The following is a 22,920-nucleotide window of genomic DNA, read 5'->3' as shown; positions in this document are numbered from 1 at the left end:
CGAGAGGGGCTCAGAGGCGCGATGGTGCTTTTTTGCGAGGGTGGAATGCAGACGTTTTATTGACTTCAAGGGCCAATCGCAGGCAAGCCAGCTCCCACCTTTGATGTGTGAACACGGTTGAAGGTGGGAGCTGGCTTGCCTGCGATAGAGCCCCCACAGCCACCGACACCCTCAATGCAGGCGCTTACGACACATCAACTTGGCCAGTTTGGCAGTGTCTGGCCGCTCGACAATGCCTTTTTCGGTGACGATCACGTCGATCAGGTCCGCAGGGGTCACATCAAACACAGGGTTAAACGCCGCGATATCCAACCGCTGCCCATCCACCTCAAGCAACTCACCCATATCGCGCTGCTCCAGCGCAACATCCTCCCCCGTAGCCATCATCAAATCCAGGGTCGAACTCGACGCCACCACCATAAAGCGCACGCCATGGTGCATGGCACACACGGCCAACTGATAAGTGCCGATCTTACTGATCACATCGCCATTGGCCGCAATACAGTCAGCCCCCACCACCACCCAGGTCACGCCTTTGGTCTTGAGGATATGTGCCCCGGCGGAGTCGGCATTCACCGCCACCGGGATGCCCTGGCCCGCCAACTCCCACGCTGTAAGACGGGAGCCTTGCAGCCAGGGGCGGGTTTCATTGACATAGACCTGCTCGACCAGCCCCTCCAGATACGCGGCATGAATCACCCCGAGGGCTGTACCAACGCCGCCGGAGGCCAACGCGCCGGCGTTGCCATGGGTGAGGATCGCCTGGGCATTGCCCTGGTGCTTGCGAATCCGCTCCATACCCAACTGGGCCATGACCACGTTGGCCTCCCGGTCGCTCTCATGGATCGCGACGGCTTCGGCTTCCAGCGCCACCAGCGGGTCGGCGTGCTGCTTGAGGCGGTCGAGGCGGTCGCGCATGCGCTGCAAGGCCCAGAACAGGTTCGATGCGGTCGGTCGGGTATGGGCCAGCAAGCCGTAGTCTTCTTCCCATGCAGCCTGCCAGTCACCACCCTCGGCGATACGCTCGCGGGCGGCCAGGACCAAGCCATAGGCGGCGCAGATGCCGATAGCCGGCGCGCCCCGCACCACCATGGTGCGAATGGCGTCGGCCACCGACTCAACGGTACTGCAGGCCACCCAGTGCGTCCGGGACGGCAAAACGCGCTGATCGAGCAGGTGCAGCGCGCCATCACGCCATTCGATGGCCTTCACTTTGTCTGCAGCCAACAGTCGGTCGCGCATCCCTTACCCCGCACTCATGAACAAAAGCCGCGGATTATAGCGATCCGCCAGCCAGGACGCTCGGGTATACTTCGCCCTTCTTTTATAGCTGCCTGGGAAGAAGCCTGCGATGACCTCCACTGCCGCCCCGCTCGACTTGTTGCTGCTGCCGACCTGGCTGGTACCCGTCGAGCCCGCTGGCGTGGTGCTCAAGGAGCATGGCCTGGGTATCCGCGACGGCTGCATTGCCTTTATCGGGCCACGGGACGCGGCGTTGAAGCTCGCGGCGCAAGAGGTGCGTGAACTGCCCGGCATGCTGCTCAGCCCCGGCCTGGTCAATGCCCACGGTCATGCCGCCATGACCCTGTTCCGCGGCTTGGCCGACGATTTGCCACTGATGACCTGGCTGGAAAAGCACATCTGGCCCGCCGAAGCCAAGTGGGTCGATGAAGCGTTCGTGCGCGACGGCACCAACCTGGCCATTGCCGAGCAGATCAAGGGCGGCATCAGCTGCTTCTCGGACATGTATTTCTACCCCAAGGTCGCCAGTGACTGCGTGCACAACAGCGGTATGCGTGCGCAGATCGCGCTGCCGATCCTCGACTTCCCGATCCCCGGCGCCAGCAGTGCCGACGAGGCGATCCGCCAGGGTATCGAGTTGTTCGGCGACCTCAAGCACCACCCGCGCATCAAAATCACCTTCGGCCCCCACGCCCCGTACACCGTGTGCGATGCCAACCTGGAAAAAATCCGGGTGATCGCCGAAGAGCTGGACGCCGCGATCCATATGCACGTTCACGAAACCGCCTTTGAAGTGCAGCAAGCCATCGAGCAGACCGGCGAGCGGCCATTGGCGCGCCTGGCTCGCCTTGGCTTGCTGGGCCCGCGCTTTCAGGCCGTGCACATGACCCAAATCAGCGAAGACGACCTGGCTTTACTGGTAGAAAGCAACACCAGCGTCATTCACTGCCCGGAATCGAACCTGAAACTGGCCAGCGGCTTTTGCCCGGTGGAGCGCTTGTGGCAGGCTGGCGTCAACGTGGCCATCGGCACCGACGGCGCCGCCAGCAACAATGACCTGGATCTGCTTGGCGAAACCCGCACGGCGGCGATGCTGGCCAAGGCCGTGGCCGGTTCGGCCACTGCGCTGGATGCCCACCGCGCCTTGCGCATGGCCACACTCAACGGCGCCAGGGCGATGGGCCTGGACAGCCAGATTGGCTCCCTGGAAGTCGGCAAGGCGGCAGACATCGTCGCTTTTGATCTTTCCGGGCTGGCGCAACAACCGATCTACGATCCGGTCTCACAGCTTATATATGCCACCGGGCGCGATTGCGTGAAACACCTTTGGGTTGCCGGCAAGCCATTGCTCGACGACCGGCAATTGACCCGCATGGATGAACAACAGTTGACCGCCACGGCCATTGCCTGGGGCCAACGCATCAGCGGGCACAGCGAATAACGACGCGGCTGAAGCCTTGGGTTCAGCCGCGACACACCGACTTATCAGATTCAGAGGATTCACCATGAGCAACGTCGACCACGCCGAAATCGCCAAGTTTGAAGCCCTTGCCCATCGCTGGTGGGACCGCGAGAGCGAATTCAAGCCCTTGCACGACATCAATCCACTGCGGGTCAACTGGATTGACGAGCGCGTCAACCTGGCCGGCAAGAAAGTGCTGGACGTCGGTTGCGGCGGCGGCATCCTCAGCGAAGCCATGGCCCAGCGCGGCGCCACCGTGATGGGCATCGACATGGGCGAAGCGCCGCTGGCCGTGGCCCAGTTGCACCAGCTCGAATCTGGCGTGAGCGTGGAGTACCGCCAGATCACCGCCGAAGCCCTGGCCGAGGAAATGCCCGAACAGTTCGACGTGGTCACCTGCCTGGAAATGCTCGAACACGTGCCAGACCCGTCCTCGGTGATCCGCGCCTGTTTCCGTATGGTCAAGCCCGGCGGCCAGGTGTTCTTCTCCACCATCAACCGCAACCCCAAGGCCTACCTGTTCGCGATCATCGGCGCTGAATACATCATGAAGCTGCTGCCGCGCGGCACCCATGATTTCAAGAAATTCATCCGCCCTTCCGAGCTGGGTGCGTGGAGCCGCCAAGCCGGGCTGACCGTCAAGGACATCATCGGCCTGACCTACAACCCGCTGACCAAGCACTACAAGCTGGCCAACGATGTTGACGTCAACTACATGATCCAGACCCTGCGCGAGGAGTAAGCCTGTGAAGTTGCAAGCGGTTCTCTTCGACATGGACGGTACCCTGCTGGACACCGCGCCGGACTTTATCGCCATCTGCCAGGCCATGCGCGCCGACCGTGGCCTGGCGCCGATCAACCCGCAGCACATCCGCGATGAAATTTCCGGTGGTGCGCGGGCGATGGTCGCGGTGACCTTCTCGATGGACCCGGAGTCGCCGGGTTTTGAGGAACTGCGCCAGGAATTCCTGGAGCGTTACCTCAAGGATTGCGCAGTCCACAGCAAGCTGTTCGACGGCATGGCCGAGCTGCTGGAAGACATCGAGAAAGCCAAGTTGGTCTGGGGTGTGGTCACCAACAAGCCGGTGCGCTTTGCCGAACCGATCATGCAACGGCTGGGCCTGGCCGAGCGTTCGGCCGTGCTGATCTGCCCGGACCACGTGAAAAACAGCAAGCCGGACCCGGAGCCGATGATTCTGGCGTGCAAGATGCTCGACCTGGACCCGGCCAGCGTGTTGTTCGTGGGCGATGACCTGCGCGACATCGAATCCGGCCGCGATGCTGGTACGCGCACGGCGGCGGTCACTTATGGCTATATCCACCCGGACGACAACCCCCGCCACTGGGGCGCGGATGTGGTGGTGGATCACCCGCTGGAATTGCGCAAGGTGCTGGATAACGCGCTGTGCAGTTGCTGATGGTTCGAAGCAATGTGGGAGCTGGCTTGCCTGCGATAGCGGTCTGCCAGCCAGCACATTTGGCGACCGGTCGTCCGCCATCGCAGGCAAGCCAGCTCCCACAGGATATGGACTCCACTTCGAGAGCTGTATCACCTTGAAATTTGTCGAGGCTATTTATGTTTGATTACTCTGCCCCTCCAGAACTGCTCAAAGGCCGGATCATCCTGGTAACCGGCGCCGGTCGCGGGATTGGCGCGGCAGCGGCGAAGACCTATGCCGCCCATGGCGCCACCGTGCTGTTGCTGGGCAAGACCGAAGCCAACCTGGCCCAGGTGTATGACGAGATCGAAGCCGCCGGCCACCCACAGCCGGTGGTGATCCCGTTCAACCTGGAGACCGCCCTGCCCCATCAATACGATGAGCTGGCAGCGATGATCGAAAAGGCATTCGGCCACCTCGACGGTTTGTTGCACAACGCCTCGATCATCGGCCCGCGCACGCCCATCGAGCAGTTGTCCGGCGAGAACTTCATGCGGGTGATGCACGTCAACGTCAACGCGATGTTCATGCTGACCAGCACTTTACTGCCGTTGCTCAAGCTGTCCCAGGATGCGTCGGTGGTATTCACCTCCAGCAGCGTCGGGCGCAAGGGCCGTGCTTATTGGGGTGCCTATGGCGTGTCTAAGTTCGCCACCGAGGGGCTGATGCAAACCCTGGCCGATGAACTGGAAGATGTGGCCGCAGTGCGCGCCAACAGCATCAACCCGGGCGGCACCCGCACCAGCATGCGCGCCCAGGCGTACCCAGGGGAAAACCCGATGGAAAGGCCGGCGCCGGAAGAGATCATGCCGGTGTACCTGTACCTGATGGGGCCGGACAGTGCGGGCATCAATGGCCAGGCCTTCGATGCGCAGTAAGCCCTGACACACCGCAAAACAAAGGTGGGAGCTGGCTTGCCTGCGATAGCATCACCGCGGTGTCACTGAAGCACCGAGGTGTCTGTATCGCAGGCAAGCCAGCTCCCACATTGCTTTGTGGTGTACTCAAATACTCAGTTTTTGACCACTTCCTCAAGGGTGAAGCGCCCCAACGGGTTCTGCAGGAAGTTGCTTACGTTCTTGCGTGAGATATTGATGTAGGGGCTGTAGTACAGGTCAATCCAGTTCACATCCTGTTTGGCCAGTTTCTGCAACTCCACATACATTTGCTCACGCTTGGCCGGGTCTGCCTCGATCCGCGCAGCCGCCACCAAGGCCTTGACCTGGTCGTTCTTGTAGCGGGTCATGTAGTTCTGGTTGGTATCGTGGCCCAGCACGAAGGTGGTTTTCTGGTCGGGGTCGAGGATGTCGTTGGTCCAGTACATCACCGAAATATCGTACTCACCATCCACCAGCATCTGCCAGCTTTGGGTGGGGTCGACTTTTTGCAGGTTGGCGGTCACACCGACCTTGGCCAGCTGGTCTTTGATGATCACCGCGATCTGCTCGTCGGCCTCATTGCCGGCATTGACCACGTAGTTGAGCTTCAAATCCTGGGCACCTGCAGCGGCCAGCAGCTTCTTGGCTTCGGCCGGGTCGTACGGGCGTTGCAGGTTGTTGGCGTAGTGGTACAGCGAGCCCTTTGGAATGTAGGAATAAGCCACGGTGCCTTGACCGTAAGTGACGGCTTTGACCAGCGATTGCTTGTCGATGGCCATGTCCAGGGCCTGGCGCACTTGCGGCTTGGCCAACAAGCCGTGCTCGTGGTTGATCAACAGGTGATCTTCACGGGTGGACGGGTCGGCGTGAATCACCACGTTCTGGTCTTTTTTCAGTTCTTCGACCCGGGAGAACGGCACGAAGATCGCCGTGTCGAGTTCGTTGTTCTGCACCATGCGCATGCGCGTGTTGTCATCGGTCACCGACACCCATTCCACGCCGTCCAGGCTCACGCTGCCGGCCTGCCAGAAATTCGGGTTTTTCTTCAGGATCACGCGGTCGCCCTTGCGCCACTCGTCCACGGTAAACGCGCCGGACGTCACCGGGTTTTCCGAGTAGGCGTCTTCGCCCATCTTGGTCATGGCTTTTTCCGACAGGATCGACACCGTTGGCGACGCCAGTTGCGAGAGGAAGGCCACCGCCGGGGTTTTCAAGGTGACCACCAGGGTCTTGGCATCGCTGGCCGTGGCGGTGTTGATCAGGCTGAACGGGTCGCTCCACAAGGAGGCCTTGTTATCACGGATGCGCAGCAGGCTGAACGCGGCATCGGCGGCAGTGATCGGCGAGCCGTCGGAGAACTTCGCCTCGCGCAGCTTGAAGGTGTACGTCAGGCCGTCTTTGGAAATGTCCCAGCTTTCGGCCAGGCCCGGTTCCATTTTGGTGCCCAGGTTATCCACGCGCACCAGGGTGTCGTAGACGTTGGCAAATACCCAGGTGTCGCGGTTTTGCGCGCTTTTGATCGGGTCGAAGGTGGTGCTGTCTTCACGGCAGCCGATGGTGAGCACACCGGCGGCCTGTGCCAGGCCGGCGGTCAGCGACCAGGCCGTGAGGGTAGCGGCGGCGAGCAATTTCAAGTGGCGCGAGTGCATATCACAACTCCTTGTTAATGAATGGCAGAAGGTCAAAGCAAAGGGTCTTCAAGCACGCAACTGTACCGATGCTCGTGCAGGAAATGGGTGGGAGGCAATACCGAGGAACACTTGGCTTGCGCATACCGGCAACGCGGGTGAAAGGCACAACCAGTCGGCAGATTCAGCGGGCTCGGCGGTTCGCCGGGCAATGGCTGCGCAGGCAATGGCCGGTGCGGATCGATCTCCGGGATGGCCTGGATCAGCGCCGCCGTATACGGGTGACGCGGCGCGGTGAACACCGCTTCCACCGGGCCTTCCTCGACGATCTTGCCAAGGTACATCACCGCCACGCGGTCGCACAGGCGTCGCACGATGGCCAGGTCATGGGCGATAAACAGGATCGCCAGGTTCATACGCTGTTGCAGTTCCAGCAGCAGGTTGATGATCTGACCCTGGATCGACACATCCAGCGCCGCCACACATTCATCGGCAATGATCAGGCGCGGCTCCACCGCCAGCGCCCGGGCGATACCCACGCGCTGGCACTGGCCGCCACTGAGAGAGCCGGGCTTGCGTGAAGCCAGCTCAGGACGCAAGCCGACCAGTTCGAGCAACTCATTCACACGCTCAGGAATCTGCTGCGCCGCCACCTTACCCTGCACACGCAGTACCTCGGCAAGGGTTTCGCCAATGCTGTGCCGTGGATTGAGCGCGGCGTAGGGGTCCTGGAAAATCATCGCGGTTTCATGCCGCAGTCGGGCGATGTCGATGGCGCTGCCATGGGCCATGTCGATACCGTCGAACAACACCTGCCCGGCGCTGATCGGGTTGAGGTGCAGAATTGCCCGGCCCAGGGTGCTCTTGCCACTGCCGGACTCGCCCACCAAACCCAGGGTTTCACCGGCAGCGAGGTTCAGCGACACCCCGTTCACCGCCCTCACCCACTGGCGGTTGAGGCCCAGCAGGCCACTGCCGGACGCGGCAAAGCGCACTTCCAGATCCTTGACCTGTAACAAGCTCATGGGCGCGTTCCCAACGGGTAGTGACAGGCCACGCGTGCGCCCTGGGGCAGCAACTCGGTGCACAAGGCGCCTGCCTGCGGGCAGCGCGGGTGGAAGCGGCAGCCGTCGGGCAATGCATCGAGCAACGGCGGCTGGCCAGCAATGGTGCGCAACAACGCATGCCCGCTGCTGTGGGCCGGCTGGCAGTCGATCAGGCCTGCGGTATACGGATGTTGCGGTTGGGCCAGCAGTTCGTATTTGCTGCCGTGCTCGCACAGGCGCCCGGCGTACATCACGGCGATGGCATCGCAGGTTTGCGCCACCACGCCCAGGTCATGGGTGATCATGATGATCGACAGGCCACGCTGGTCGCGCAGGTCGAGCAACAGCCGCAGGATTTGCGCCTGCACCGTCACATCCAGGGCCGTGGTCGGTTCGTCGGCGATCAACACCTTCGGGTTGCAGCCCAGGGCCACGGCGATCATTGCGCGCTGGCGCATGCCGCCGGAAAACTCATGGGGGTAGTTGTCGACCCGGGCCTGCGGATCGGGAATCCCGACCTGACGCAATACCTCGATCGCCTGCAAGCGCGCGTCTTTTTTCGACGCACCTTGATGCAGGCGGATGCCCTCGGCGATCTGCTCACCGATACGCATCAGCGGGTCCAGGTGGCTGCTGGGGTTTTGGAAGACCATGCCCAACTGCCCGCCGCGCACGGCGCGCATACCGGCATCATCCAGTGCCAACAGGTCCTGGCCGGCCAACTGCACCGCGCCGCCCTGCACCCGCAGGTTGGGCGATGGCAACAGACGCATCAGGCCGCGACAGGCCATGGTCTTGCCCGAACCGCTCTCGCCCACCAGGCCGAGGATTTCACCCTCGGCCAGGTCGAAAGACACCCGGTCCACCAAGGTGACCTCACGCCCGGCGTTGTTGGCGATCACACTGAGGTCGCGCACCTTCAGCAGGCTCATGAGCGCTCCCCCAATACCTGTGCAACACCATCGGCCAACAGGCTGAAGCCCATGGCCAAGGTCACGATGGCCAGGCCCGGAAAGGTGCAGATCCACCAGGCGGTGGTGATAAAGGCTTGCCCCTCGGCCACCATCGTCCCCCATTCGGCGGTCGGTGGTTGCACCCCCAGGCCCAGGTAGCTGACGGCGGCGCCGTTGAGCAGCACCAGCACCGCGTCGGACATGGAAAACACGATGGAGCCAAACAGCGCATTGGGCAACAAATGCCGGAACAGAATGCGTCCATGGCCAAAGCCCAGGCTCTTGGCGGCCAGGGCGAACTCGCTTTCCTTGAGCACCAGGATCTGCGAGCGAATCAGGCGCGCATACGACACCCAGCCCACCAGCGCCATGGCGATGTAAAAACTCTGTAAGCCCGGCCCGAGGATGGCCATGATCGCCAGCATCAGCACCAGGAACGGGAACGCCAGCACCACGTCGATCACACGCATGCAGACACTGTCGAAACGCCCGCCGATATAACCCGAGACCGCACCGATAAAGGTGCCAATGATGAAAGGGAAGATCACCCCGACAACCGCCAACTGCAGGTCGATGCGCGCCCCCCAGATCACCCTCGACAGGATGTCCCTGCCGTAATTGTCCGTACCCAACGGATGGGCAAGGCTGGGGGCCAGCAAACTCATGCCGGTGTCCTGCGCGATGGGGTCATAGGGCGCGATCCACGGCGCAAACAGCGCCAGGGCCAACCACGCGAACAGGATCAACAACCCCCATGCGGCGGTCAGTCGGCCATTGCGAAAACCAAAGCGCAGGCGCAAGCGCCATGGGGCCATCAGGGGGCGACTGCTCATTGCATCTTCACCCGTGGGTCGAGGGCCACTGTCACCAGGTCAGCCATGAAGTTGACCACCACCGTGGCACAGGCCAGCACCATCGCCACGCCCTGCACCACCATGTAGTCACGGGTGAAAATGCCGCGCACCAGCAACTGGCCGATGCCTGGAATCGCGAACAGGCTTTCGATGACCACCGTGCCGCTGATCAGCCAACCGATGTTGACCGCCAGCAGGTTGACCGCCGGCACCAGAGCGTTGGGCAGCACATGCCGGCGAAACACCGCGCCTTCCGACAGCCCGCGTGCGCGTGCGGCGGTGACGTGATCCGCCTGCAATTCCATCAACATGCTCGCCCGCAGGTTACGCACCAGCACCGCCGACAGCGCCAGGGCGATGGTCAGGCACGGCAAGAGCATGTGGTGCGCCTTGTCCAGCCAGGTGCGCCCGTAACCGGACACCGGGAACAAGCCCCATTTCACGCTGAGCAGCAGGATCAGCATCAACCCCAGCCAGAACGCCGGCATGCCCAGGCCGACCGTGGTGAACACGCGGATCAGCTTGTCTGCCCAACGGCCTTGCTGGCGCGCCGCAATCGTTGCCAGTGGCACCGCTATCAACAACGCGAGCACCACGCTGCCCAGCACCAGCACCAGGGTCGGCTCGATCCGGGTGACGATCAGTTTCAGGGCGTCGACCTTGTACAGCAGCGATTGGCCGAGGTCGCCCTTGAGCAGGTTTTTCAGGAAGTAAAAGTATTGCAACCACAAAGGCTGGTCGAGGCCGAACTGGGCGCGGATCTTCAGCAGCGCATCCGGCGTGCTGCGCGAACCCAGCAAGGCGCGCGCCGGGTCGCCAGGAATCGAGCGCACCAACACGAAGGTGATCAGGCTGATGCCCAGCAGCACCGGCAGCAATTGCAGGGGCCGGGACAACACAAAACGGTAGCGCGCCAGGTTCATGCGTCAGCCTCGGTGGCGAGCGAGGAAGTCCAGCAGCACCGGGAAGTACGCCTGCGGCTCCTCGTAAAACGGCATATGACTGCTGTTGGGGAACACATGCAACTCGGCGTGGGGTGCTGCTAGTTTCATGCGCATTGCGCAAGCGGGGGTAAGTTCGTCGTGCTGGCCGGTGGTGATCAGGATCGGCATGTTGAACTCGGCCATTTCCTTGAGGCGGTTCCAGTCCTTGAGGTTGCCGATATAGAGGAACTCGTTGGGGCCTTGCATGGTTTCGTACGGCCCCATGTTCCAGTCGCCCAGGGAGCGCTTGACCGGCTCCGGCCATTCGTCGAGCCGGCACACGTGGCGGTAGTTGAGCAAGGTGATGGCGGCCTGGTACTGCGGGTGGTCGAGGGTGCCCATGGCTTCGTGGCGTTGCATCATGGCCACGGTTTCGCTGCCCAGGGCGCCGCGCAGGCGCTCCAGCTCCTGGGACAGGTGGGGAATGTCGCCGACGGTGTTTTCCAGGATCAGGCTTTTGAGCGCACCGGGATAATGCACGGCATATTCGATCCCCAGCCAACCGCCCCAGGAGTGCCCGAGCAAATGCACGCGGCCCAGGCCCAGCGCCTGGCGCACGGTCTCGACTTCTTCGACATAACGGCGGATTTCCCACAGTGCGGCATCGGTCGGTCTGGCTGATGCGCCTGTGCCAAGCTGGTCGAATGCAACCACTCGCAGGTTATGCGCTTTGAGCCAGCCATGGGCGTCACGCAGATAGTCACACGGCAGGCCCGGCCCGCCGTTGAGACACAGCAGCACCTCATCGCCTTCGCCAAAGCTGTAGACCACGAGGTTATGGCCGTCGACTTGCACGTTGTATTGCTGGTCGGGGGCAATTTCACGCCACATGCATACATTCCTTGTGTTGTATCGGCCTGGCGGGTAGCGGCCGTTTATCAGGTCAACACTACCGAGGATGCCGTGCGTCCATAACCTAGTATTTCTTATAGGTTTGGCCTGGCAGTCCTTCGCCGGGGCGTGGCATTCTACTTGCAGCAAGTCGAGATTCAAATGAATTCGGGAGCAGAACGGATGCTGGCCAAGCTGACCGCCTTCAATAATCGCCTCATACCGGGCAGGAGCCTGGATGAACAGATGGACAATACGTTTATCCTGGCCCAACAACTGGGCTTCGATGCGCTGGTGTATGACTACAGCCCGGTGCCCATCGATCTCAACGGCGCACTGATCACGCCTTCGCTGTTGCAACTGCGCAACACACCGGCCGACTGGCACGCCTTATGGTGCAGCGAAGGGTTTTACCAGATCGACCCGGTGCAACACCTGGCATTGAGTTCGGTATCACCGTTTGTCTGGTCCTATGAGGCCAAGACTGAGACCGCCCTGCAAAAGATCATCGACCCGTGCCACGCTCCCGTTTCCTCCTACCTGCATGAACGCCAGCTGACCTGCGGCGTCAGTGTGCCGATTCATCTGCCCAAGGGCGGTTTTGCCTCGCTCACCGGCTTACGCACCGGCAAGGCGCGCACGGTATTGAAGGACGCCCAACATACGCTGGCCGATTTCAGTCTGATTACCCATGCCCTCCAGGAAGCGGCGTACCCGCTGTTCAGCAAGGAGGTGCGGGCTTATCCGCACATCCGCCTGACCAAGCGCGAGCGCGAATGCCTGAAATGGGCGGCAGAAGGCCTGACCGCCGCTGAAATCGCCACGCAATTGAGCCGCTCCCTGGCAGTGGTCACCCTGCACCTGGCCTCGGCCATGCACAAACTGGGGGCCAAAAACCGTGTTCAAGCGGTGGTTCGAGCCACCCATTACCGCTTGCTGGAAGATTGAGCTTTCGGCAAAAACCTATCTGTTTTGCTAGTTACCTAAACTTTTTGTTCAGACTATCGTAACCCTGATCCTTTTTTTCAGAGCAGGGTACGAAATGGAATTCATCGAAAAAGTTCGCGAAGGCTACGCGCCCTTTGGCGCCTATCAGACCTGGTATCGCGTCACGGGCGACCTGAGCACAGGCCGCACGCCCTTGGTGATCATCCATGGCGGCCCGGGCTGCACCCACGATTACGTCGACGCCTTCAAGGACGTCGCCGCCAGCGGCCACGCAGTCATCCATTACGACCAGTTGGGCAACGGCCGCTCCACGCATTTGCCGGAAAAAGATCCGTCGTTCTGGACCATCGGCCTGTTCCTCGACGAGTTGAACAACCTGCTGGACCACCTGCAAATCAGTGAAAACTACGCGATCCTGGGGCAATCTTGGGGCGGCATGCTCGGCAGCGAACACGCGATCTTGCAACCCAAAGGCCTGCGCGCGTTTATCCCTGCCAACTCGCCCACCTGCATGCGCACCTGGGTCAGCGAAGCCAATCGCCTGCGCAAGCTGTTGCCTGAAGGCGTGCACGAAACCCTGCTCAAGCACGAGCAGGCCGGCACCTACCAAGACCCGCAATACCTGGCGGCCTCACGAATTTTCTATGACCAGCATGTGTGCCGGGTCAACCCGTGGCCCGAAGAAGTGGCACGCACCTTCGCCCAGGTGGATGCCGACCCGACGGTGTACCACGCCATGAGCGGCCCGACCGAATTCCACGTGATCGGCAGCTTGAAGGACTGGAATGTGATCGGCCGCCTGTCAGCCATCAAGGTGCCAACCCTGGTGATTTCCGGTCGACATGACGAAGCCACACCGTTGGTGGTCAAGCCGTTCCTGGATGAGATAGCGGACGTGCGCTGGGCACTGTTTGAAGACTCCAGCCACATGCCCCATGTGGAAGAACGCCAGGCATGCATGGGGACGGTGGTGAAGTTTCTGGATGAGGCGTGTTCGTTGCCGCACAAAGCCCTCAAGGCCGGCTGAATCCCTGTGGGAGCTGGCTTGCCTGCGATAGCACCGGTGAATTCACCATCGCTATCGCAGGCAAGCCAGCTCCCACAGGGTACACGGGTCGCTCGTTAAACCTCGCTGGTCTCAGCCTTGGATGCTTTCCTCAAGGTATCCGCTACCAGGGGAATTTCCTTGCCCTCGGCATCAAACAACTTCCCACCCCGGTAGTAATCGCCGTCGCGCAACGCGGCCACGTCGCGAAAGCACAAGCTGCGCTCAGTCCCCGCCACAAACACTGACTGCTGGTCCGAGTTGCCGGCGGTGAAGTGGTTGAATGCCAGGTTCAGCAATATCGCCATGATTGCCGACGAGCTGATGCCCGAGTGGAAGATGGTCGCGAACCAGCTTGGAAACTGATCGTAGAAGCTGGGCGCGGCGATGGGGATCATGCCGAAGCCGATGGATGTGGCGACGATGATCAGGTTCATGTTGTTGCGGTAATCCACCTTGGACAGCGTGCGAATCCCGCTGGCCGCCACCGTGCCGAACAATACAATCCCGGCGCCGCCCAACACGGAGGTGGGCACGGCCGCGATCACACGGCCCATGAATGGCAGCAGGCCGAGCACCACTAGGAATACCCCGCCAGTGGCCACCACAAACCGACTCTTGACCCCGGTCACCGCCACCAGGCCGACGTTCTGGGCGAACGCGCTCTGGGTAAACGAACCGAAGATCGGCGCGAACATGCTGGACAGCATGTCGGCGCGCAGGCCGTTGCCCAGGCGCTTGGAGTCCACTTTGGTGTCGATGATCTCGCCCACCGCCAGGATATCCGCTGACGTTTCCACCAGCGTCACCATCACCACGATGCACATGGAAATAATCGCCGCCACATGGAAGGTGGGCATGCCGAAGTGAAATGGCGTGGGGAAACCGAACATCGGCCCCTGCATGACGCCAGAGAAGTCCGCCATGCCAAGCAGCACCGCGATCACAGTGCCGATCACCATGGCCAGCAGGATCGACAAGCGAGAGATGGTTGCGCTGCCGATCTTGCTCAGTAGCAGCACCAGCACCAGGGTCAGCGCGGCCAGGCCGATGTTGGACATGCTGCCAAAATCCGCCGCCCGGCTGTTGCCACCCATGGCCCAGCGCGCCGCTACGGGCATCAGGGTCAGGCCGATGGTGGTAATCACAATGCCCGTCACCAGCGGCGGAAAAAACTTGGTGATCCTTGAGAACACCGGGGTGATCAACAAACCGATAAAGGATGCGGCCATCACCGCCCCGAGTATCGCTGGCACACCACCGGCACCGTCGCTGCCGACAATCGCCACCATGGTCGCCACACCCGCGAACGACACGCCCTGCACCAGCGGCAACTGACAGCCGAAAAACGGCAGGCCCAGGGTTTGCAGCAGCGTGGCCAGGCCACCGGCAAACAGCGATGCAGCGATCAGCAAGCCGATATCCGCCGGCGACAACCCGGCTGCCTGGCCGACGATCAACGGCACGGCGACGATACCGCCATACATGGTGAGCACATGCTGCAGGCCGTAAGCCATGTTGGCGGCGACGCCCAGATTTTCATCTTCGGGCCGCTGCGGTGACGCCTTCGGGATAGTCATGGTGAGGGGTTCTCTGTTTTTGTTGTGCGCTCACTGTATGCAATGTTCAGACTCTATGTCCATAGAGTTGTATACAATCAATCGAACAAGATACCCTCCAACGGCGTTACAAAAACAATCCGGCCGTCACGAGCCAGAACGCTAAAGGACAAAAAGAATGAAAAAGGCACTACAGGGCGCCACCGTCGCATTGACCCTTCTCGGCGGCGGGGAGGCCGTTGCGGTGGAATGGATGAACAACAGCGTCGGGTTTCGCTACGGGCAGCACTTCACCAACCCGAACAACCCCGACGACTTCAGCAAGCGCATCTACAGTTTTACCCATGCCAGCGGCTACCGTTACGGCAGCAACTTCCTCAACCTCGACGTATTCCTGTCCGACAGCAGCGACCCGCGCAAAGGCACCGACCACGGGGGCAGCGAGGTGTACGCCGTGTACCGGCATCAGCTGTACGCCTCACGCGTGTTCGACTTGCCGCCGGGCACGGGGCTGATCAGGGATTACGCGCTGACCCTGGGCTTCGACGCCAACCGCAACAACAACTTCGCTTCCGCCAAGAAGCGCGCCCTGGTGATTGGCCCTACGTTGAAGTTCAACACTGTCGGCGTGCTGGACCTGAGCCTGATGTACTACAAGGAAAAGAACCACACCGGCATTCCCGGCGCGCAAGAGTCGAACCACACCTTCGACGCTACCTACATGCTCAACCTGGCCTGGATGCGACCGTTCGAGGTGGGCAACCATGCGGCGAAATTCCAGGGGTTCATTAACTACGTCGGGGAAAAAGGCGAGGACTACCATGGCCGCGATACCGCACCGGAAGCGCTGATGCGTACGGCGCTGATGGTGGCGGTGCGACCGGGTAAAAGCGTCAAGCCGAACTTGTACCTGGGGGTGGGGTATGAGTACTGGCATAACAAATTCGGCGTGGACGGTGGGCGTGGCAGCCGCACCTCAACGCCGACGCTGAACATGGAAGTGACGTTCTAACTGAAGAAACGCAAAACAATGTGGGAGCTGGCTTGCCTGCGATAGCGGTCTGTCAGTTAGCCCATCTGGCACTGATACACCGCTATCGCAGGCAAGCCAGCTCCCACACTTTGATCGTATTGTCAGCTCAGGCGTTGGCCAGTTCGGAAGAATTGCCCTTCGGCCGTGCCAGCCAATACCCCAACACCGCCAGCGGCGCGGTCGCCAGCATCACAATCACCGTGATCAACAGCGGTTGCTCGATCATCGACGACACCAACAGGCTGGCCAGGAAGCACAGGCCCAACTGCAGGGTGTTTTGCAGGGCCGCCGCCTTGCCGGAATTTTCCGCAAAGGGCATCAGCGCATTCGCCACCACAATCGGGTAGCTGGCGCCGTTGCACAGCGCCATCAGGCAGAACGGGATCAATAAGGTGGTCAGGGTCGGCACACTCAAGGTGGCCACCAGGTACAACGCCACCATGCTCAAGCAATAGGCGACCAGCAACCACGGCAGCAGGGTTTTACCCGGCAGGCGCTGCAAGGCGCTGCGGCAACTGTAGCCGCCAACGAGAAACGCCAGGGTCGGCAGTACGTAGCTGAGGCCGATGTCGTTCGGGCTGTAGCCCATGCCACCGAGGATGAACGGCGAGGCGGTCAGCCATGCGAAGAAGCTGGCCGAACAGGCGGCGAAGATCATCACATTGCCGGTAAACACCCGCGAGGTGAGCAATTGCCCATAGCCCAGGCGCACCGGGCTGCCCTTGTGCTCCGAACGCTTGGGCACGTTGCGCAGGAACAAGGTCGGCAACAACAGCAACAACGACACCACCAGTAACACGCCGAAGATCGCCTGCCAGCCAAAGTGATTCAGCACCATGGCGCCCAACAGCGGTGCCAGGGCCGGCGATAGCGACATCAACGGCATGATGCTGGCGAAGACGCGGTGAGCCTTGTCGGCCGGGTAGCGATCAATCACCAAGGCCTGCCAACTGACGGCGGCGGCACACACGCCAATCGCCTGCATAAAGCGCAGGGCCAGCAGTTGCGGCGCGCTCTGAACCCAGAACATGCCCAGGCAACCGAGCACAAACAGGCTCAGGCCCGCGATCAGAATCGGTTTGCGCCCCAGGCGGTCCGAGAGCGGCCCCCACAGCAACTGCCCCAGCGCAAAGCCGGCAAGGAAAATACTCAAGCTGGCGCCCACCGCGCCAGCACCAATGTTCAACTGCTCGCCCATGGCGCCAAACGCCGGCAAGTACATGTCCATGGCCAGATAACCGAGCATGCTCAGCCCCGCTAGATACCAGGTAAAACCAAAAGAATTTTTCATCGAAGCCTTGTAGAGACTGCCATCAAACTATTTGCTGACTGGCGCCCATTATGAAGCTGACAATATCTGTGTGAAGCGATAATAATTGGACACTCTCATCAATCATTTTGAAGGCAGCGCTCATGTGGTCGGAATATTCCCTGGATGTGGTCGACGCCGTTGCCCGTCACGGCAGCTTCAGCGCCGCCGCCCAGGAACTGCACCGCGTACCGTCGGCCATCAGCTACACCGTGCGCCAGCTTGAAGAATGGCTAGCCGTGCCGCTGTTTGTGCGGCGGCATCGCGACGTAGAACTGACCCCCGCCGGCCGTTTGTTTATCGACGAAGCCCGCGGCGTGATGAAAAAAATGCTCGGCACCCGGCGCCTGTGCCAACAGGTGGCCAATGGATGGAGCGGCCAGTTGAAGGTGGCCGTGGACTCCATCGTCAAACCCCAGCGCTGCCGGCAGTTGGTGCTCGACTTCTATCGGCAGTTTCCCGAAGTGGAATTGCTGCTCGAATACGAGGTGTACAACGGCGTGTGGGATGCGCTGGCGGATGAACGCACCGACATCGTGATCGGCGCCACCAGCGCGGTGCCGGTGGCCAGCCACTTCAGCTTCCGCGACATGGGCCTGTTGAACTGGCTGTGCGTGGTCAGCGCCCGGCACCCCTTAGCTGCGGTGGAAGGTTTACTCAGTGATGACCAACTGCGCCCCTTTGCCTCGCTGTGCATGACCGACACCTCACGCAACCTGCCCAAGCGCGACACCTGGACCCTGGATAACCAGCGCCGCCTGGTGGTGCCCAACTGGGCGTCGGCTCTGGATTGCCTGCGCGATGGCCTGTGTGTAGGGATGGCACCGGCCCATCAGGTATTGCCATGGATCGAGCGCGGGGACTTGGTCGCGCTGCAGTTGAGCCGGCCATTTCCGGCCAGCCCGTCGTGTGTGGCGTGGGCGCAGAACAAGCTGTCGCCAGCCATGGCGTGGTTGCTGGAATACTTGGGCGATACGGAGACCATGAACCAGGAATGGCTGAATGGCCCCTCCCTCTGATCGTTCCCACGCTCCGCGTGGTAACGCTGCCCTGGACGCTCCGCGTCCGCTCTTAAGGCGTGACGCAGAGCGTCACAGGAGGCGTTACCACGCAGAGCGTGGGAACGAGCATCGCCCCCTTCCGCACTTTTTCAGTCCAGTAGGCGGGTGATGGCTCGCACGATCATTTCTACTTCCTTGCCTTGCAACGTCAGCGGCGGCAACAGCCGAATGATCTTGCCCCGCGTGACGTTGATCAACAGCCCATGCTCCTGTGCCGCCCGTTGGGCCAGGTCACGGTAAGGGCTTGCCAGTTCAATGCCGATCATCAAGCCCTTGCCACGAATCGCCCGCACCTGCGGATGGTCCTCCAACTCCATGCGTAAACGCGCCAGCAAGTGTTCGCCCTGGCGTGCGGCGTTTTCCAGCAAGCCTTGCTCCTGGATAATCTCCAGTACCGTACACCCCACACGGCACGCCAGCGGGTTACCGCCAAAGGTACTGCCATGGCTGCCTGGGGTGAACAGTTCAGCGACAGCGGCGCGGGCAAGACAAGCGCCGATGGGCACGCCATTACCGAGGCCTTTGGCCAGGGTCATCACGTCCGGCACGATGCCTTCGTGCTGGAAGGCAAACCAGGTGCCGGTGCGCCCGATGCCGGTCTGGATTTCGTCGAGCATCATCAGCCAGCCGTGGCGCGTACAGTGCTCGCGCAGGGCTTTGAGGTAGCCCGACGGCGCCACCAACACACCACTTTCACCCTGGATCGGTTCAAGCAGCACCGCCGCGATGCGCGTGCCGAACTGTTCGGTGACCGCCTCCAGGGCCGCCATGTCGCCAAAGCCAACCTTGATGAAATCGCCGGGCAGACGCTGGAACCCCAGGCGCACCGAAGGCCCGTCGCTGGCGGCCATGGTGCCCAGTGTGCGGCCGTGGAAGGCGTTCTCCATCACCACCACCAGCGGCTGTTCAATGCCTTTTTTCCAGCCATGCAAACGCGCCAGCTTCAGCGCCGTCTCGTTGGCCTCGGCGCCGGAATTGTTGAAGAACGCGCGGTCCAGCCCGGACAGTTGGGCCAGGCGCCGGGCCAATTGTTGTTGCCAGTCGATGCTGTAGAGGTTGGAGGTGTGCAGCAGCAAGCCGGCCTGTTCGCTGATGGCGGCCACTAACCTGGGGTGGGAATGACCAACATTGGTCACCGCCACGCCGGCCACGGCGTCCAGGTATTCGCGGCCCTGTTGGTCCCACAGGCGCGTGCCAAGGCCGCGGGTGAAGCTCAGGGCCAGGGGTTGATAAGTGCTCATCAGGCAGGCGGCGGTCATGGTGGCGGCTCCAGTGCATCGTTGGGGTGGATCAAGTATGGTTAACCACCCTCGCTGGATAAACGCAGAATTACTGCAATAACTTTAAACCAGGGCTTGATAATGGATCTGTTCCAGGCAATGTCGGTGTACGTGAAAGTCGTCGAGACCGGCAGCATGACCGCCGCCGCGCAGGAATGCGGGATTTCGACCACCATGGTGGGCAACCATCTGCGAGCGCTGGAACAACGGCTTGGCGTCAGCTTGCTCAAACGCACCACGCGCAAACAGAACCTCACCGAATTTGGCGGGCAGTATTATCAGCGCTGCCTGGAAGTGCTGGGGCTGGTGGCCGACTCGGAGCTACTGGCCGAGCAGGTCCACAGCGAAACCCCCAAAGGCAGCCTGCGCATCACCGCGCCGCCAGTGTTCGGCACCGAACGCCTGGTGCCGGCCTTGAGTGAGTTTTCCCAGCGCTACCCCCTTATCGACCTGTACGTGGTGCTGAGCAATGAGCGCATGGATCTCGTCGACAGCGGTTTTGACGTGGCGATCCGTCTCGGCGAACTGGAAAGCTCCAGCCTGATCGCCCGGCCTCTGCAGGCCTATACCCTCACCCTTTGCGCCTCCCCTGCCTACCTGGCGCGACGCGGCACACCGCAAACCCCGGATGACCTGCAGCAGCATGACTGCCTGGCATTCGCCTACCCCGCGAACGACAACTGGCGCGACACCGATAAACTCTGGCGCATGACCGGCGATGAAGGTGAGGTGCAGGTGCCGGTGTCTGGTTCATTGACCATCAACAGCTCCCAAGGCTTGCGTCAGGCCGCCATCAACGGCATGGGCATCATTATGCTGGCCGATGCCCTGGTGCAACCGGACCTGGAGAGCGGCAAGCTGGTGGCCTTGCTGACCACCTATAAACTGCCCAGCCGCCCCATGCACCTGATGTATCGCCAAGACCGCTATCGCCTGCCCAAGCTGCGGGCGTTCGTCGACTTTGTGATGGAGAAATGGGCGCGCTAGAACGCCACGCCCAACTCGAGCAAACGCGCGGCGGTGCGCTCGGCCGATACGTGGTGAATGCCCTGCCAGCCCAACGCGATGGCGGCCTCGATATTTCCGGCGACGTCGTCGATAAACACCACTTCACTGGCCTGGATGTCTGGCAGGTGTTCACGCACCTGACTGAGGCTGGCGTGGTAGATCGCCGGGTCAGGCTTGATCAGCTTCACCTCGCCAGACACCAAGATGTCGCGAAAACGCTTCAGGAACGGGTAGTTGGCCCGGGCGTAAGGGAAGGTTTCAGCCGACCAGTTGGTAAGCCCGAACAGCGGCATCTCAACCTGATGCAACGCTTCGAGAATCGCCACGCCCTCGGGTAATTCAGCACGCAGCATTTCAGGCCAGCGCTCGTAATAAGCCTGGATCAGGGTCTTGTGTTCGGGGTATTGGGCAACCAGGGTGCGGGTGGCTTCAGCCAGGGAGCGACCGGCATCTTGCTCGGTGTTCCAGGCCTGGGTGCAGATGGTGTCGAGGAACCACTGGCGCTCGACGTCGTTGGCAATCAGCTTGCGGTACAGATGCTGCGGGCTCCAGTCGAACAGGACACCGCCGAAATCAAAAACTACTGCACGAATCGTCATCAGATCCTCCGTTAGCGTGGCTTGATAGCTGCTGGAGTCTGACAGATCTAAAAGAGGGAGGCGTAAGAAGGGGCTGAAAAGAAAGAGGGAGTAGGCACAGCCAAATTGAGCGAACGCAATGCTCAAAGCAACGAAGATCACATGTGGGAGCTGGCTTGCCTGCGAAAGCGGTCGTGCAGTCACAGATGCCGCGACTGACGCACCGCCTTCGCGGGCAAGCCCGCTCCCACAGGGGATTTGCGTTAACTGACTGACATCAGGGCAAGCCAGCTCCCACCTTATTGACCGGGTTTTAAGCTTGAATCAGCCCGTTGATTTTGACGGTCGGGTTCACATCCGCGTCGTAATCCACGCCGTCGACCTCAAAGCCAAACAAGCGCAGGAACTCGGCCTTGTAACCGGCAAAATCGCTGATCTCGTTGACGTTGTCGTCGGTCACCTGGTTCCACAGCGCGGCCACGGCGTCCTGGACCTTCGGTTCCAGCTCGGCCAGGTCGGCACGCAGGCGGCCATCGGCGTCGAGTTTCGGCTCGCTGCCGTACAGGCTGTCCTTGAACAGGCCGTAGACCTGCTCGATGCAGCCTTCATGGGTGCCCTGCTCTTTCATCACCTTGAACAGCAGCGACAGGTACAGCGGCATGATCGGGATTGCCGAGCTGGCCTGGGTAACCACGGCCTTGAGCACCGACACACGGGCGTCGCCCTTGAGCGCAGCGAGGTTTTCGCGCAGGGTCAAAACTTTCTTGTCCAGGTCTTTCTTGGCTTCGCCGATGGAGCCGTTCCAGTAGATGTCCTGGGTCAGCTTCTCACCCAGGTAGGTGAACGCGGTGGTCTTGGCGCCTTCGGCCAATACATCGGCGTCACGCAGGGCGTCGATCCACAGCTGCCAGTCTTCGCCGCCCATGACCTTCACGGTACCGTCGATTTCTTCCTGGGTCGCAGGCTCAAGCGTGGTGTCGACCACCACGCCCTTGTCGGTGTTGATACCGCGCAGGGTCACGGCCTTGCCGATTGGCTTGAGGGTGGAGTTGTGCACCACGCCTTGCGGGTCGGTACGGCGTGGGGCGGCCAGGCTGTAGACCACCAGGTCGATCTTGCCCAGGTTTTTCTTGATGGTTTCGATGGTCAGGCGCTTGATTTCGTCGGAGAACGCGTCGCCGTTGATGCTCTTGGCGTACAGGCCTTTTTCCACAGCAAACTTCTCGAACGCCGCGCTGTTGTACCAGCCGGCGGAGCTCAGCTTGCCTTCTTCGCCTTCTTTCTCAAAAAACACGCCCAGGGTGTCGGCGCCGCAGCCAAACGCAGCACTGATGCGCGCGGCCAGGCCGTAGCCGGTGGAGGCACCGAGGACCAGTACCTTTTTAGGGCCGCCCTCGATGACGCCGTTTTTGGTTACGTAGTCGATCTGCTCTTTGACGTTCGCTTCACAGCCAACAGGGTGAGCGGTCACACAGATAAAGCCACGAACCCGCGGTTTGATGATCATAAAAATTTCTGCCTCTTCCAAGGTGCCGAAGGCCAATAGTGGCCATTCAACTTCAATCGTACCGGTCTATGACGCCTGAAAAACCGAAGCGTCACGATAGTCGCAAATCTTCTGTTCTCAAAATTCAATCCACAAAACGTCGGAGCCTGCACGGTAACGGTTACAAATTGTGCAGTGGCTTCACAATTTCGCCCTATTTAAAAACGCCTGCCGGTGTCAGAAAGCCCTATGATGACGATATTGTTTCAATATATTTCGGCTTTGGAGCCTCGTTTC

General features: G+C 61.2%; 21 protein-coding genes. 9 read left to right on the top strand and 12 right to left on the bottom strand.

From position 1 onward, the window contains the following. Positions 1–171 precede the first annotated feature (171 nt). Positions 172–1,242: an S-methyl-5-thioribose-1-phosphate isomerase gene (mtnA, locus tag BOP96_RS23200; protein WP_072434401.1), complete on the bottom strand. Its 1,071-nt coding sequence runs from the start codon at positions 1,240–1,242 to the stop codon at positions 172–174. A gap of 109 nt (positions 1,243–1,351) precedes the next feature. Here mtnA and BOP96_RS23195 point away from each other — a divergent pair, with 109 nt between their 5' ends. The 4 genes from BOP96_RS23195 to BOP96_RS23180 all read left to right on the top strand — a co-directional run bounded on the left by BOP96_RS23195 (position 1,352) and on the right by BOP96_RS23180 (position 5,021). Further along, positions 1,352–2,683, top strand: a complete 1,332-nt coding sequence (locus tag BOP96_RS23195; protein ID WP_019820640.1) for a TRZ/ATZ family hydrolase — start codon at positions 1,352–1,354, stop codon at positions 2,681–2,683. A gap of 64 nt (positions 2,684–2,747) precedes the next feature. Beyond that, entirely contained in the window at positions 2,748–3,446 is a 699-nt protein-coding gene (gene ubiG / locus BOP96_RS23190) for a bifunctional 2-polyprenyl-6-hydroxyphenol methylase/3-demethylubiquinol 3-O-methyltransferase UbiG (RefSeq protein WP_003189760.1), read from the top strand. A gap of 4 nt (positions 3,447–3,450) precedes the next feature. Further along, a complete protein-coding gene (gene mupP / locus BOP96_RS23185; protein ID WP_073454146.1) occupies positions 3,451–4,122 on the top strand; it encodes an N-acetylmuramic acid 6-phosphate phosphatase MupP in 672 nt (223 codons plus the stop codon). Positions 4,123–4,280: 158 nt separating this feature from the next. Further along, positions 4,281–5,021: a YciK family oxidoreductase gene (locus BOP96_RS23180; protein ID WP_014717613.1), complete on the top strand. Its 741-nt coding sequence runs from the start codon at positions 4,281–4,283 to the stop codon at positions 5,019–5,021. Between the two features lie 134 nt (positions 5,022–5,155). Here the strand turns inward: BOP96_RS23180 and BOP96_RS23175 are convergent, their stop codons facing one another. From BOP96_RS23175 to BOP96_RS23150, 6 genes are read right to left on the bottom strand one after another with little or no spacing between them, the layout of a single operon-like run. Beyond that, the gene (locus BOP96_RS23175) at positions 5,156–6,670 is read right to left on the bottom strand and encodes an ABC transporter substrate-binding protein (RefSeq protein ID WP_014717612.1); all 1,515 of its coding nucleotides are present in this window, start codon (positions 6,668–6,670) and stop codon (positions 5,156–5,158) included. Between the two features lie 32 nt (positions 6,671–6,702). Continuing rightward, positions 6,703–7,674 carry an ABC transporter ATP-binding protein gene (locus tag BOP96_RS23170; RefSeq protein WP_019820645.1) on the bottom strand — a complete coding sequence of 324 codons (972 nt, stop codon included), beginning with the start codon at positions 7,672–7,674 and terminating at the stop codon, positions 6,703–6,705. After that, entirely contained in the window at positions 7,671–8,627 is a 957-nt protein-coding gene (locus BOP96_RS23165) for an ABC transporter ATP-binding protein (protein ID WP_060767599.1), read from the bottom strand. Before BOP96_RS23165 ends, BOP96_RS23170 begins: the two co-directional genes overlap by 4 nt. Then, the gene (locus BOP96_RS23160) at positions 8,624–9,481 is read right to left on the bottom strand and encodes an ABC transporter permease (protein ID WP_073454144.1); all 858 of its coding nucleotides are present in this window, start codon (positions 9,479–9,481) and stop codon (positions 8,624–8,626) included. Before BOP96_RS23160 ends, BOP96_RS23165 begins: the two co-directional genes overlap by 4 nt. Continuing rightward, on the bottom strand, positions 9,478–10,425 hold the full coding sequence (locus BOP96_RS23155; protein ID WP_003189752.1) for an ABC transporter permease: 948 nt from the start codon (positions 10,423–10,425) through the stop codon (positions 9,478–9,480). The genes BOP96_RS23160 and BOP96_RS23155 overlap by 4 nt, the downstream gene beginning before the upstream one ends. Positions 10,426–10,428: 3 nt before the next feature. Next, positions 10,429–11,316 carry a proline iminopeptidase-family hydrolase gene (locus BOP96_RS23150; RefSeq protein ID WP_014717608.1) on the bottom strand — a complete coding sequence of 296 codons (888 nt, stop codon included), beginning with the start codon at positions 11,314–11,316 and terminating at the stop codon, positions 10,429–10,431. 183 nt (positions 11,317–11,499) lie between these two features. On the opposite strand from BOP96_RS23150, the gene BOP96_RS23145 reads away from it, so the two are divergent. Further along, positions 11,500–12,264, top strand: a complete 765-nt coding sequence (locus BOP96_RS23145; RefSeq protein WP_019820650.1) for a LuxR family transcriptional regulator — start codon at positions 11,500–11,502, stop codon at positions 12,262–12,264. Positions 12,265–12,358: 94 nt separating this feature from the next. Beyond that, the gene (locus BOP96_RS23140; protein ID WP_019820652.1) at positions 12,359–13,291 is read left to right on the top strand and encodes a proline iminopeptidase-family hydrolase; all 933 of its coding nucleotides are present in this window, start codon (positions 12,359–12,361) and stop codon (positions 13,289–13,291) included. A 95-nt stretch (positions 13,292–13,386) separates the two neighbouring features. Here the strand turns inward: BOP96_RS23140 and BOP96_RS23135 are convergent, their stop codons facing one another. Further along, positions 13,387–14,889: a nucleobase:cation symporter-2 family protein gene (locus BOP96_RS23135; RefSeq protein ID WP_014717605.1), complete on the bottom strand. Its 1,503-nt coding sequence runs from the start codon at positions 14,887–14,889 to the stop codon at positions 13,387–13,389. A gap of 157 nt (positions 14,890–15,046) precedes the next feature. Here BOP96_RS23135 and BOP96_RS23130 point away from each other — a divergent pair, with 157 nt between their 5' ends. Continuing rightward, positions 15,047–15,880, top strand: a complete 834-nt coding sequence (locus BOP96_RS23130; RefSeq protein WP_073454142.1) for a nucleoside-binding protein — start codon at positions 15,047–15,049, stop codon at positions 15,878–15,880. A gap of 127 nt (positions 15,881–16,007) precedes the next feature. Here the strand turns inward: BOP96_RS23130 and punC are convergent, their stop codons facing one another. Continuing rightward, a complete protein-coding gene (punC, locus tag BOP96_RS23125) occupies positions 16,008–17,192 on the bottom strand; it encodes a purine nucleoside transporter PunC (RefSeq protein WP_014717603.1) in 1,185 nt (394 codons plus the stop codon). Positions 17,193–17,314: 122 nt separating this feature from the next. On the opposite strand from punC, the gene punR reads away from it, so the two are divergent. Next, positions 17,315–18,229, top strand: a complete 915-nt coding sequence (gene punR / locus BOP96_RS23120) for a DNA-binding transcriptional activator PunR (protein WP_020301687.1) — start codon at positions 17,315–17,317, stop codon at positions 18,227–18,229. 131 nt (positions 18,230–18,360) lie between these two features. Here the strand turns inward: punR and BOP96_RS23115 are convergent, their stop codons facing one another. Next, positions 18,361–19,530 (bottom strand): aspartate aminotransferase family protein, encoded by a 1,170-nt coding sequence (locus tag BOP96_RS23115; RefSeq protein ID WP_073454141.1) that lies wholly within the window; start codon positions 19,528–19,530, stop codon positions 18,361–18,363. A gap of 102 nt (positions 19,531–19,632) precedes the next feature. Between BOP96_RS23115 and BOP96_RS23110 the strand changes: the two genes are divergently transcribed. After that, on the top strand, positions 19,633–20,538 hold the full coding sequence (locus BOP96_RS23110) for a LysR family transcriptional regulator (RefSeq protein ID WP_073454139.1): 906 nt from the start codon (positions 19,633–19,635) through the stop codon (positions 20,536–20,538). On the opposite strand, the gene BOP96_RS23105 is transcribed toward BOP96_RS23110, so the two are convergent. Together BOP96_RS23105 and fabV are read right to left on the bottom strand one after the other, a co-directional pair. Further along, positions 20,535–21,158, bottom strand: a complete 624-nt coding sequence (locus tag BOP96_RS23105) for an HAD family hydrolase (RefSeq protein ID WP_014717599.1) — start codon at positions 21,156–21,158, stop codon at positions 20,535–20,537. The two genes, BOP96_RS23110 and BOP96_RS23105, sit on opposite strands and share 4 nt — an antisense overlap. A 292-nt stretch (positions 21,159–21,450) precedes the next feature. After that, the gene (gene fabV / locus BOP96_RS23100) at positions 21,451–22,644 is read right to left on the bottom strand and encodes an enoyl-ACP reductase FabV (protein WP_073454158.1); all 1,194 of its coding nucleotides are present in this window, start codon (positions 22,642–22,644) and stop codon (positions 21,451–21,453) included. Between the last annotated feature and the right edge of the window lie 276 nt (positions 22,645–22,920).

Source organism: Pseudomonas sp. FSL W5-0203, from assembly GCF_001896155.1.
GTDB classification, from domain to species: Bacteria; Pseudomonadota; Gammaproteobacteria; order Pseudomonadales; family Pseudomonadaceae; genus Aquipseudomonas; species Aquipseudomonas paracarnis.
Note: the sequence above shows the minus strand (reverse complement) of the source record. Positions and strands in the feature narration are given on the sequence as shown.

Excerpts from the sequence above, each read along its gene's own strand:
- punC (WP_014717603.1), bottom strand. The coding sequence starts at position 17,192 with ATGAAAAATTCTTTTGGTTTTACCTGGTATCTAGCGGGGCTGAGCATG.
- fabV (WP_073454158.1), bottom strand. The coding sequence starts at position 22,644 with ATGATCATCAAACCGCGGGTTCGTGGCTTTATCTGTGTGACCGCTCAC.
- BOP96_RS23175 (WP_014717612.1), bottom strand. The coding sequence starts at position 6,670 with ATGCACTCGCGCCACTTGAAATTGCTCGCCGCCGCTACCCTCACGGCC.
- BOP96_RS23155 (WP_003189752.1), bottom strand. The coding sequence starts at position 10,425 with ATGAACCTGGCGCGCTACCGTTTTGTGTTGTCCCGGCCCCTGCAATTG.
- BOP96_RS23115 (WP_073454141.1), bottom strand. The coding sequence starts at position 19,530 with ATGACCGCCGCCTGCCTGATGAGCACTTATCAACCCCTGGCCCTGAGC.
- ubiG (WP_003189760.1), top strand. The coding sequence starts at position 2,748 with ATGAGCAACGTCGACCACGCCGAAATCGCCAAGTTTGAAGCCCTTGCC.
- punR (WP_020301687.1), top strand. The coding sequence starts at position 17,315 with ATGTGGTCGGAATATTCCCTGGATGTGGTCGACGCCGTTGCCCGTCAC.
- BOP96_RS23110 (WP_073454139.1), top strand. The coding sequence starts at position 19,633 with ATGGATCTGTTCCAGGCAATGTCGGTGTACGTGAAAGTCGTCGAGACC.
- BOP96_RS23180 (WP_014717613.1), top strand. The coding sequence starts at position 4,281 with ATGTTTGATTACTCTGCCCCTCCAGAACTGCTCAAAGGCCGGATCATC.
- BOP96_RS23170 (WP_019820645.1), bottom strand. The coding sequence starts at position 7,674 with ATGAGCTTGTTACAGGTCAAGGATCTGGAAGTGCGCTTTGCCGCGTCC.
- BOP96_RS23130 (WP_073454142.1), top strand. The coding sequence starts at position 15,047 with ATGAAAAAGGCACTACAGGGCGCCACCGTCGCATTGACCCTTCTCGGC.
- BOP96_RS23140 (WP_019820652.1), top strand. The coding sequence starts at position 12,359 with ATGGAATTCATCGAAAAAGTTCGCGAAGGCTACGCGCCCTTTGGCGCC.
- BOP96_RS23195 (WP_019820640.1), top strand. The coding sequence starts at position 1,352 with ATGACCTCCACTGCCGCCCCGCTCGACTTGTTGCTGCTGCCGACCTGG.
- BOP96_RS23160 (WP_073454144.1), bottom strand. The coding sequence starts at position 9,481 with ATGAGCAGTCGCCCCCTGATGGCCCCATGGCGCTTGCGCCTGCGCTTT.
- BOP96_RS23145 (WP_019820650.1), top strand. The coding sequence starts at position 11,500 with ATGCTGGCCAAGCTGACCGCCTTCAATAATCGCCTCATACCGGGCAGG.
- BOP96_RS23150 (WP_014717608.1), bottom strand. The coding sequence starts at position 11,316 with ATGTGGCGTGAAATTGCCCCCGACCAGCAATACAACGTGCAAGTCGAC.
- BOP96_RS23105 (WP_014717599.1), bottom strand. The coding sequence starts at position 21,158 with ATGACGATTCGTGCAGTAGTTTTTGATTTCGGCGGTGTCCTGTTCGAC.
- mtnA (WP_072434401.1), bottom strand. The coding sequence starts at position 1,242 with ATGCGCGACCGACTGTTGGCTGCAGACAAAGTGAAGGCCATCGAATGG.
- BOP96_RS23135 (WP_014717605.1), bottom strand. The coding sequence starts at position 14,889 with ATGACTATCCCGAAGGCGTCACCGCAGCGGCCCGAAGATGAAAATCTG.
- BOP96_RS23165 (WP_060767599.1), bottom strand. The coding sequence starts at position 8,627 with ATGAGCCTGCTGAAGGTGCGCGACCTCAGTGTGATCGCCAACAACGCC.